Source organism: Paenibacillus etheri, assembly GCF_001012825.1.
GTDB classification, from domain to species: Bacteria; Bacillota; Bacilli; order Paenibacillales; family Paenibacillaceae; genus Paenibacillus_AQ; species Paenibacillus_AQ etheri.
The window spans coordinates 855,286-867,051 of record NZ_LCZJ02000018.1 but is presented as its reverse complement, the minus strand read 5'-3'; the positions used below and the strand labels follow the sequence as shown (position 1 = coordinate 867,051).

Here is an 11,766-nt window from a genome sequence, read left to right as displayed (position 1 = left end):
CTATTCTCTGATGAGACGCTAGATGCTTATGCTATCAAAATTACGAATCATCATTTATACTATCTATAATAAAAGAAAAGGCATTATAATCAGTAGGAATATAGTCTCGAAGTAATAGCACAAAATGAATATGAGGTGAATCATCCTGCTTCCTTTTTCACTGATAGAACTTCCGCGCGACGCTGAGACGCTTCCCTTATATCCCTACTCTGTAGGTCGTCATATACAATTTCATCATGTGCGCCCTACAGGGTTTCCTGTTCATCAAATTTTTCTGATTCGTACCGGAACTGGTTTGTTTCGTGATCTGGAGAGCGGTACTGAACTCATACTAGAACCTGGAATGGCTTTCGCCTTTCCACCGGATCGAGGGCATGAGTATTTCCCTACCTCTCATGAACCATGGCATGTGGGCTTCATAGGAATCGAAGGTAGTCAGTCGCAAGGAATGCTGGAGGGGATTGGCCTTCTCCCTTCATCCCCCTATCACCCTGATCGTTTTGAACAATGTTGGGAGGAAATCGGAAAGATCTGGCATACGGTGAACACTCAGACGGCTAATCGACAAGACGAGAATGGGATAGAGGATTTATCCATAACCCTATATCGATTACTTCTAATGCTACGACGTTCAGAGTCTACACATACCTCTGGGAGTCGCTTGGAACTTGAGTCTGTACGAAATGAAGCATTGACTAAAGCCGTTAAACTTATTAACGAGCATTATACTGAGCCACTCCTTATCTCCAATCTCGCTGCTGCTGTGGGTTATTCCGTTCAGCATTTCCAGCGCTTATTCGTACATGAATACGGTGTAACTCCGCATAAGTATCTGCAGAATCTGCGACTAGAACGAGCGATACAGTTAATGACGGAGAATGATGATATTCTCGTTCAGGATATTGCGCTTCAGCTTGGCATGGAGACGAATTATTTTATACGGATCTTCCGAAATACTTATGGCTGTACACCTGGGGTGATGAAGATGCGGCTATTAGAGGGTGAACAAAAAAGATAACGAAATCCATAGGGATATCGTTATCTTTTTATTTAAATATGGGACTACATCTTGTTGCTTCACACTATTGAATAATGTTAATGGGACCCTTCTTTCATCAATAACCATTCCGGTAGAAGTTAATCCCGCAGCAATTCGTCCCTTACTTCGGTCAGCACGAATCCAAGCAGGTTTCTACCCCGCCATTTTACGGGATTCTCCGCATCCGGATTGGACTGGCTCATGCCTATTCCCCAAATGCGATCCTGCGGGCTAGCTTCGACGAGAATACGGTTTTTCGTTGACTTGAGATATTCGCCAAGCTGCGGATTCTGTGAAAATTTGGCTATATTTCCTTTTTTGACAATGTCATAGCATTTTTTATCCCAAGTGTCATTTTCAAAGTTTCTTACTGCACGCCCGTAGGCTTTCATCTCCTTGGGATGCTTAGCTTTAAGGATCGCGTCCAACATTTCGTCATCTCCAAACAGTCTGGCTTTCTCGGCCATCATAAACTGCTCGACACAGGAATACTCGATCCCCTCTACCACGAAAGGACTCATCCACCATTGGCTGAAGCAGCTTTTGTCGACGCCGTCGTGCTTTGGCGGTGTATGGCCCCAGAAGAACACAAACTTGAACGTTTTGCCCGCGTTATAAGCTTTTCTTAACTGTTCGATATTGTATATCATTGATATTCCTCCATATTTCTCCGATACAATCGGGAAGGACGGTGTCCGGCATTTTCAGTATAATGATCGGTCTCCGCTACGAGATCTGCTACTTTACGGCGGAATGCGGCTTTCAGCAGCTCTTTGTCCAAGATCACCTCGTAAACCTGCTGCAGATCCGTCAAAGTGAAGAGAGGCGGCATCAAGTGCAGCACAATATCGGTGTAATTCACTTTTCCCCGCAGTCTCTCAATAGCGTAAGCGATAATCTTCGCATGATCAAAAGCCAGTCCGTCATTTGATACGATGGAATATGTGGTTGACGTAGATGCCGACTTTGACGTCATCGTCCGACCCACAACTGCCGTTAACTCTTCTTCCTCGCTGCTTAGCTTGAGCTCGTATTCTTTCGTTTTCACATCCCCATCCTCAATAAGCTCTTTCCGCTCGCGCAGAAGCCGATAGGTTACCTTGAACCAGGCAGCTAGGTCAGCGTCATCTCCTGCTTTCAGCTGTACCTGATCACTGTTGATTAAGGCCATGTAGCTGCAGCTCATCACCCAGGTACGAGGGTCCCTTCCAACATCGCTGAAGGTGTACAACTGCTCTAAATATACGTCATCCACGCCGGTTTCCTCACGCAGCTCCCTCACCGCCGCCTGCTCCGTCGTCTCGTCTGGCCGGACGAAGCCGCCCGGAAGCGCCCAATTGCCCAGGAAAGGGTGACCTCCCCGCCGAATGAGCAGAATTCGCAGCTCTTTTTCCGGAAGCTTGCGGTAACTGTCCGCCTCCGTGTTCGTAACGGTGAAAATGACCATGTCCGCCGCCACCGATGGACGCTCGAAATCCCCGGCACGGTACTGCTCGAAAAATTGACCTTCCGTAAGTCCATCGCGATCCAATAAATTCATATGTCCTTGCCTCCTTTGTTCATTATTCTAACCATGCAACTCTCCGAAATAGTTCCGGTAGGGCTCGAACTTTGCCAAGACCTCGCTTACTATGTGCATTCGTTCCTCTAGGTTTCCTCGCAACGTGATGTAGGGAATCCGCCGCTCTTTCAAATCCGCAATGATTTGCTTATGAAAAACATGCCGCTTCTGATCCCCGCTACGGTCCCATGTATCCTCGTAAGAAATATCATCGTCACACAGGAAAAACAGATCGTAGCGCTGCGCGTTTTCTAATGCGATCCGGGCTAAGCACTCAGGAGCCCGGCCGTGGTAATCCAAGGCAAACATATATGTGGTAATTGCATTGGTATCGACAAAGAGATAATGGTTAGCTTCCAGCAGCGCCTGCTCCTCACGTTCGATATGGCCCAAAGCGATCTCATCGAACGCTTCTAGGCTGATTCTGCGATCTACTTGATGCTCGGTCCAGTAATCACGCCCATATTCGCTCGCAAAGGTTGTGTGATACCGCCGCGCCAGCGCTTCGGTGATTGTAGATTTGCCAGTCGACATCGCTCCCACAAAAACCACTTTCGTGATTAAATCCCTATACACGACATCACTTACAAATTCGCGGTATTTATAGGGGTCGGCACGTACCATCGTGGCCGAAATTGGTACCCGCTCACGGGCTTCATCTACCCGCCGATCCGCCGCGCCTAAAGCAACACTCATATGCCCGCCGTAAAACTCACTGGAGTAGAAATGCGTCACTTGCTTCCCCTTCAGCAGCCCCAGAATATACTGTTCCTCTAGAATCTCATACTCCCGATCGTTAGAATACCCGTCCGGGCCATCCCAAGCTTCGATTACCCGGACCGTCGGATAGAGCTTGCGGATCCAGTTCGCCCGGATATGAAGCGGAATCGGGGTCACCGTTGTTTCGTAGATTACCACAATCAATTCGTCGACCTCTTGCAACGCCGTCTCGATCATGAATTGATGTCCTTTATGCAAAGGAGCAAACTTCCCCAGCGTTAATCCAAGCGTCTTCATGCCGACACCTCCTTAGCCCCTTTATTCCAATTGTAATAGCCGTAAGCTGCGTTAACCAGATACGCACTCCACATGACGATCATCAGCATCCCCTCGCCACTGCCTTCCAGCATCCGAATGACCCACAACAGCACCGTAAACATATTCAAAACAATATAGACCAGCCATTGTTCCTTAAATCTACTGACCATTAAAAAGGTAGCCACGATGGATAATACCGTCGTAATAGCATCGATATAAGGCGAGTTCTGCCCTGGGATGAACGATAGCCCGATTCCCAGTAGCAGGCAGCCTATTACGCAGACCGCTCCGACAAGGAACAGCCGCTTAAGATCCATATGTCGCATGGATAGTTTGCCGTCTTGGCGGTTGTTTTTCCACATATAGAAGCCAACGACATTCATAGGAACAAAGAATAACAAATTCAACATGACCTCCCCAAACAAACCGTTGATGTAAGCCAAGTATGCGTAACCGACGGTATTGTACATTCCGAAAACATAACTCATCAGGTTTCCTTTCGCCGCGAGCACCACACACAGTACTCCGGTGATAAAGACCGTAAAACCGAATAAGGAATCTTTAGAAATAACCGTAAACGCAACAGCAATAGAGGTAAACAAAACTAGCCAGACGATTTCAAACAGATTCCAGCCACCCCATGTTTTATCCACTTTCATCCCCTCGCTTTCATTAAATCTCTAACCTTCACCATTCAGGTAGTTGTTAGTAACATTTTGATATTAACACTTTGTTAATATCAAATATAGCAAAAAGGCGAGGGAGATGCAATTAAAAAGTGAAAATAAATTCCAACTTAAGTCTGGCCCCAGTCCATGGTCGATATCCTCTTCCTTAGCATAAGCCTATTTCGAGAATCAGCAATCGGTACATATTCTTGACAATGATTTCTGACAAGAAAATACGCTGACAAAGGAAAAAACCCGCGATTTACGCGGGTAGACGTTCGAACATGGACTTATCATCGGGCTACTTCTTCTCTGCAGCTGCGCTCGTATTATTGTCCACAGAAGCCACCGTATAATAGCTTAATGCTAAGAATCTTATCGTTCACTTTGCCGCCTCACCCTTCTGCATGCGGAAAACATGGGCGATCGGAGCCTGCCCGTTCAATTCGCAATCCGGAAGCGTGATCGAGATTCCTTCCGGCGTAAGCTCAACCTGCAGCAAAGCGTCGCTTCCGACAAGCTCGATGCCTGAAACGGGCTCCTTATAAGGAATATGAACGTGCTTAGCTACGGCTTGATCTGCGCTTTCATACAAATACGTACAGTATACGGTATTTCCTTTCGAGGTGAACGCGCAGGAACCGGCAAAATACGGTCCGCACACGCGTGTGCCGTATATCGCTTCACCGTAAACCTTCATCCATCCGCCCAGCTCATTGATACTCTTAACCGCCCCAGCCGGCAATCGTCCGTCGGGCTGAGGACCTACGTTAAGCGCCAAATTGCCGCCTTTTGATACGACTTCCATCAGAATGCGAACGAGCTCTCTCCCTGATTTATACTGGTCATCGTATTTGAAAGCCCACTGTGTGCCGATCGTAATGCAGCTTTCCCACGGTACGTTCAGCGGACGCTCTGGAATCGTTTGTTCCGGCGTCACGTAATTTTCGTAAGGCCCTCCGACTGTACGATCCGCGGATAGCAGCCACGGCTGCGTTTGACGGGCGCGCTCGACAACCTCGCCCAACCGAATGTCCTGCTTTACCTGGTCACTATCTTTTACCCAGCCCGCATCCAGCCACAAAATATCGATCCGGCCGTAACGGCTCATCAGCTCCATGATTTGCTCATGGGTGAAATCGACGAATTGCTCCCACAGCCACGGATATTCCTCGGGGGAGTACGAAGGCCCTCTCCACGTATTGCTGCCCCGTTCCATTCCTGGCGCCCAGTAATACGGCGATTGCCAATCCGCCTTCGAGAAATATGCGGCGATCGCAAGCCCCTTGCTGCGGAAAGCGTCAAACACATGCTTGCAAACGTCGGCATAGCGATGTGCATGAAATGGCGTTTCGGAGCTAGTAATTCGGTAATTCGTCGTATGTGTGTCCCACATGCAATATCCGTCGTGATGTTTTGTCGTAAAAATCAAATATTTGAACCCGCCTTCGGCAGCGATTTCCGCCCATAGCTCCGGCTGGAAGCGGAACGGATTGAACGTGCGGTTGAGTCCGAAATATTCGCGCTTCATCTCTTCGTAGTCGCTCGTCCAGTCGACATCTTTACGCGCCCAATCACCGTCTTCGTCGCTGAGAATCCAGGACTCGACCTCGATCTGCGAATAAGGCCCCCAATGCATCATTAGGGCCAATTTCTGATCTTTGAACCATTCCAACCTTTCCAGCGTAATTGGATTTTCCGGCTTCACCCAATTCGTCTCACTGCTGTAACCGTGGACGCCTTCTTTCAGTTCCGGCGCATATGCTTGCTGAAGCTCCTTGATTTCCATATCGTTCATCGGGTTGCCTCCTTCGGTTCTCCGCGTCACATCAAAGTAAAATTATTACTTGTAAACCCCCAATATAAACATTGAGGGTTTACCCGGCTACTGTATAACTCCATTGAGCAAAGCTGCTGCTTCTGCGCGGGAAGTGACCCCGCTCGGAACGAATTTGTTCGCTTCCCGGCCTTTAATTAAATGAAGTGCCGCCGCCGCTCTTACTGACTCAAGCGCCCAGGCTGCCACAGCGGATTCGTCGGTAAAGGAAGAAGCCGTTTTTCCGTTCAACTTGACGTCTTTCAAGATAACATACGCCCGCATCATCATAGTGACCATTTCTTCACGTTTGATCCTAGCATCGGGATTGAAAGACGTTGTGCTAATTCCTTTAATAATGCCTGCTTTTACCGCCATGGAAACAGCTCCCTCGTACCAGGCACCCTTCGTTATATCCGTAAATTCCGATTCGCCTTCCGATGTCAGGTTCAACGCTTTGACAAGCATCGCCGTAAATTCAGCCCGTGTTATAGAACGCTCTGGCTCGAACATTGCCGCACTAGTGCCTTCAATAAATTGTTTTGCCGCTAGCTGTTCGATGTCATCGGCCGCCCAGTGAGTGGACTTAACATCGGTAAATAATTTCTTGAATTCGAGCACCGCATATTTACTGAAATGGTGAATATCGGCCACCCATTCTCCGTTAATAATCGTGCCTCGCACATATTCCAGCGTACCGTTGTCTGCCAAATAGTAAATGCCAGTCAGATTCGGATTTAAGGAAGGATCCGCTTTGAAACGAATCGTCATCGGTTTATCGAAGCTGTTCAAGCTTGTCACTTTACCATCTTTTCCGATAATCGATAAGCTAAAGTTGATCACATTGCCGGAAATTTTAATTTTAGCATGCGTGGAAGACTGCCTTATCGCTAGAAGGTTGTTAGCATCGGATTCGGATAAGAGAGTCATGATTAGCTCTATCGTACTGTTTCGTTTATCTTCTGCGGACAATTTATCCGTCAACTGTTTAAGTAATTCAGCGGGTACTTCCAACGTGAATGGACCCGTTTGAATGACCAATTGATGATGTCCGAGCAGTTCGGCTGCATTGGCAGGAAGTACAATTTTTTCTTTATCCTTGCTTACGATCGTCACGACACCGTTGGAGGCTGGAGAAGTAAGATCTTCCGTTTTCACTACAAGTATATGAGCATCGGTATTTCCATTAACTGTACTACCGGTAGATGGGACACTACTGTTTCCACCACTCATCGGAGGGTTACTGCTCTCGCCACCTGTCTCCTTTTGCTTAAACGTAACATTGATCGTATGGTCGGCGGTTATGTTTGCAACCGTATACACGCTTCCGGTCACCGACACGGCGGTACCGTCTAACAGTACCTCGTCGACTTCGTATCCATTATTCGGATTAAATGTAAAGGTTTGATCGTTACCCTCATTGACTACAACGGCGCCGTTCGGACTGATCGTTCCATTTTCCCCCGCACTCGCCGTAATCGTGTTACTGTTCTCGCCACCTGTCACCTTTTGCTTAAACGTAACATTGATCGTATGGTTGGCGGTTATGTTAGTAACCGTATACACGCTTCCGGTCACCGACACGGCGGTACCGTCTAACAATACCTCGTCGACTTCGTATCCATTATTCGGATTGAAGGTAAAGGTTTGATCGTCACCCTCATTGACTACAACGGCGCCGTTCGGACTGATCGTTCCGTTGTCCCCCGCGCTCGCCGTAATCGTATTACTGTTCTCACCAATTTCTCCGTTCTCCGCGAGATTATAGAGCTCAAGCTCATACAAAGCGTACATGCCCCATGTCGTATAGTTCGCATCGTTGATCTTTATTCTGAGCTTTAGCGCATCTCGTATTTCAGGAATATTGGCAAAGGTATGCTCCATAACGCCGTCGTCTTCGTTGCTATTCCATTGGATCGGAACCTCACTTGCTATGGTTTCAAAGTTTATTCCGTCTGTAGAAGCCTGAACATCGATATTGGAAATACCCTGAATTAATCCAGATGTCGTAGCCATGACGATGGTGTTAAAGGTTTGCGGTTGTTCCCAAGTAAGATTAATCTCATGCGGAAACGGATGTTCGGTATTGTAGCCTCGCGAACTCGCGAACATGGTATAAATAATACCGTCAACCATTTTCTTGGCACTATAGTCCTCGCCTTCACGTTCTGCCGATGCTGTAATCTCAGAATAGCTTCTGGCAATATTGGTGCCTAGCCCATCCTCATTTCCTTTGAGAAAATTCAACGTGTAGAGCTTTGTAGTTGTCCCGTCGCTTGCAGTTGACCTGATATGAATTACGCTTTTTCCGAATGGAATGTCAAAAGTCTGCGCTGTGTTATTGGCGACAGTCTTTCCGTTGACCTGCAAGGTACCCGCTCCGTCCGAAAGTGTTGGCGTAATCTCGATGGAGTTTAGATCATTCGGGATCATTACTGAGTAGGTCAACGTACTATTGTCAAATGTAAAAGTAGGAACATTAGGGATTGTTAAATTACTAAGCGTTCCGTCTGCTGTAGGGTGAATCTCTCCGTTGTCTGGAAGGTTATAAAGCTCAAGCTCATATAGCGCGTATATGCCCCAATACGTATTGTTAGCGTCATTGACCCGTATTCTCAGCTTCAGTGCGTCATTAACTGTAGGGATATTCGCATATGCGTATTCCATCTTGTTGTCGTCTGTGCTGCTAAACCATTGAATCGGTACCCTCTTTGCAAAGGTGGTCCAATTCGTTCCATCTGATGTAGCCTCAACATCAATATCCGTTATCCCCTGTAATAACCCTGATGGCGTGGCCATGACCATCGTATTAAAGGTCTTCTGTTGAGTCCAAGTAAGATTGATCTCATGTGGGAACGGCACGGTGCTCGTATACCCACTGATACTAGCAAACATGGAACCGTAACTGCCGTCAACCATATTTGAAACACCATAGCCGCTACTATCTGCCCTGGCAGCTGTTGCTGTAATAGCTGAATAACTTCTCGCAATATTAGTGGTCGGTTGATTTACATTCCCTTTGAGAAAGTTCAACGTATAGAGTCTCGTTGTTTCCCCATCACTTGCGGTAGAGCGAATAAGGATCTTACTTTTGCCTGTAGGGATGTTGAATGTAAGCCTCTCACCGCTGCGATAATGTTGCCCGTTGATATCCAGGGTGCCATTTGCATCCGTAAGTGTTGGCGTAATCGTAATCACATCTACATCGCTCGGAATAATGGCCTGGTAATTGATATTGTGTTTATTAAAAACAACCGAAGGCACGTTAGTCAGTTCCAAACTTTGCAGCGTTCCGTCATAGAGCTCCTGTCCTTCATACATACTTACTCTGAAGCCGTCAACGAATAAGTTTTTGTTCTCCAGGTTCACTACCTTGATCGTATGCTTGCCTGCTGACAGATTATGATTGCTGTATACCGATATCGAATCGAGTTGAACTTTCTCATATAGGTCTATAATCACCGGAGCGGAATCGTCGATGGATACAGCAATTTTACCGGAACCTTCATTTTTCTCCGCAATAAGATCGATACCGGATCCTGTAAAGGTATAGGTCAATTCATCATCCGCTTTTAACGTGCCTTGAACACCGCCCATATAAGCGTATTTCCGGCTTTTTGCAAACCACTCACCGCCAAAGATGATCTCCCCCGTCGCGTTATCGGTCATGTAGCTCATGGGTACATCCTGCCCATCGTAGGGACTACTTGGTACAGGAATATCACCCTCAGTTTCTCCGGCTGCTGCTTTAACCAGATAATTATGAAGCTTGCTGATATATTCAGGATCAAGGGTATATTTTCTCGGATCAGACGGGTTAACTGCGCTGTCGGCTATACGTTTAGCAAGTCCTGGATTGGTTTGCTTGAGTTGGTGCATCAGTTCGTACTCCTCAAGTCCGTCTCTTTGGGCCTCGTAACGAAGTGAGCTCTTAACCGTCATCTGTTTCTTATCCGGATATACGATCGTGGAATCGCCATAATGTGGGACGTACCATACGTTCCATCCCCAATGTAAGTGTCCTTGTACACCTTCTTGACTAAGATTCCAGAATAACAGTCTGCCAGTCAATATGGGCTGCGTCCAGAATCTGTTCAACCACGGAGCAGGATTGGCATCGCAAGTATACACCCACATGTCTTTGCCTGCCGCCTGCTCCGCTTTATAGAGATTTTTCTTGTCCTGGAAAACCGGTGTTAACGGGACCCACACATCCACATAGGGTTTGATGGTTTCGTTCATTAGAGTACCGGCCGCATCAGCATCCAAAGTCTTGAAATCCGGAACGATTTCTTTTATTTTTCTAGCAATATACGTCATATAGTTTGTAATGCTAGCACCATTCGGTTCGTCCTTAGTATGCTGATACCAAGTAATACCATTAAGCCAACCTTTTTCCTCTAAATGATCGTGCAATGCTGTCAAGTAGTTCGTAAGATAAGCGTCTGTAACAGGTAGTGAATCGAATTCAGGTACTGACGTTTTCCACGGATCTTGTGGATTATTATTGTTTGGTCTCTCACTTTGTGGCATTTGTTCTAACGCATGGATCAAGTGTATGTTCGCAAAATGAGTAATTCCTCTATCCATAAAGGTTTGAACATATCGATCGAACAAAGACCAGTCGATATTCTCCGGTATCCCGTCTTTAAAAGACACCATTTTTGTACCCTTTTCATTTAATAATAAGTCTGTACGAACCCAAATCATGTTCTGGCGATAGTCGGTCATGGTCTTGGCGAAATTATCCATAAGCTCAAACCACTCATCGCTATACGTCTCCACTCCATAATAGTTCTCGCCAACGTCATAACTAGACTGAGTTAAAGGATCATCTACAATCTCAGGTGGATTACCTCCAATCATAAAACCATTCGTCATCGACCATTGATAATTAACGAAGTTAGCCTCAGAGGTTTGAGGAATTTCAGCGTTTGCTACTTCAACGTTAATAGGTACTTGATAATCGCCCAAAGTCGATTTTACCGTAACTATACCGTGATAAAGGCCAGGTACAGCATCGGCAGGGACATAATTCGTTATTAAGATGGGCTGGGTTGAATTTGCTGCCACATCTATAGAGGGTTCGTTCGAAAGCGGGTCGGGAATTTCGGATAAGGGGTAGATTTGCGTGCCTACCAAATCCGGTCGATATTGATTGGGCTGCACGGTATCCTCAAGCATGTATTCTTCAAAATGATAGCTTAAGTGGCTGGTTGAGATCGTATTTCCAGGAGATACAAGATCGGAAAATTCAATTCCTGTAATCTTAAAATCGCTTGTGCCTCTTACAGCAATTTGCTCACTTTCGTATTCGTTTTTGGCTGAAACAAGATCAATGCTGTTGTCATGATTTGCGGGAATCGTGCTGGTCCTATATACGGCTTTCAATGCATTTACTACCCACACGTCCAGGTTGTTGCTGTCAGCAAGTACACTAGGCGCATTGCCCTGGAAAAATGTACTTACTAGAATCATGAAACAGATCATTGTATACATTGCCCGTTTGAACATAGATCAGCCATCCTCTCATTCTTTATTGAATACCAGAACACAATTAAAGTGCTCTCATTATGCATTATAATCTCAATTGAAATCCTGCTAAATAAGAGTATTTTTTGAAATCTAACAGATTTCGATTGTA

Annotated in this window: 7 protein-coding genes; 1 reads left to right on the top strand and 6 read right to left on the bottom strand. The window is 46.3% G+C overall.

The features are described from left to right. Positions 1-238: 238 nt before the first annotated feature. Entirely contained in the window at positions 239-1,018 is a 780-nt protein-coding gene (locus UQ64_RS09475; RefSeq protein WP_245237901.1) for an AraC family transcriptional regulator, read from the top strand. Positions 1,019-1,137: 119 nt separating this feature from the next. Here UQ64_RS09475 and UQ64_RS09470 read toward each other — a convergent pair whose 3' ends face one another. From UQ64_RS09470 to UQ64_RS09445, 6 genes are all read right to left on the bottom strand, one after another. Further along, positions 1,138-1,689: a riboflavin biosynthesis intermediates N-glycosidase gene (locus UQ64_RS09470; protein WP_060623188.1), complete on the bottom strand. Its 552-nt coding sequence runs from the start codon at positions 1,687-1,689 to the stop codon at positions 1,138-1,140. Continuing rightward, positions 1,686-2,579: an NUDIX hydrolase gene (locus UQ64_RS09465; protein WP_060623186.1), complete on the bottom strand. Its 894-nt coding sequence runs from the start codon at positions 2,577-2,579 to the stop codon at positions 1,686-1,688. The genes UQ64_RS09470 and UQ64_RS09465 overlap by 4 nt, the downstream gene beginning before the upstream one ends. A gap of 27 nt (positions 2,580-2,606) precedes the next feature. Beyond that, the gene (locus UQ64_RS09460; RefSeq protein ID WP_060623185.1) at positions 2,607-3,617 is read right to left on the bottom strand and encodes an AAA family ATPase; all 1,011 of its coding nucleotides are present in this window, start codon (positions 3,615-3,617) and stop codon (positions 2,607-2,609) included. Continuing rightward, the gene (gene pnuC, locus UQ64_RS09455) at positions 3,614-4,291 is read right to left on the bottom strand and encodes a nicotinamide riboside transporter PnuC (RefSeq protein ID WP_245237900.1); all 678 of its coding nucleotides are present in this window, start codon (positions 4,289-4,291) and stop codon (positions 3,614-3,616) included. Before pnuC ends, UQ64_RS09460 begins: the two co-directional genes overlap by 4 nt. Positions 4,292-4,688: 397 nt before the next feature. Next, entirely contained in the window at positions 4,689-6,104 is a 1,416-nt protein-coding gene (locus UQ64_RS09450) for an alpha-L-fucosidase (RefSeq protein ID WP_060623181.1), read from the bottom strand. 87 nt (positions 6,105-6,191) lie between these two features. Next, positions 6,192-11,636: a glycoside hydrolase domain-containing protein gene (locus tag UQ64_RS09445; RefSeq protein WP_060623179.1), complete on the bottom strand. Its 5,445-nt coding sequence runs from the start codon at positions 11,634-11,636 to the stop codon at positions 6,192-6,194. Between the last annotated feature and the right edge of the window lie 130 nt (positions 11,637-11,766).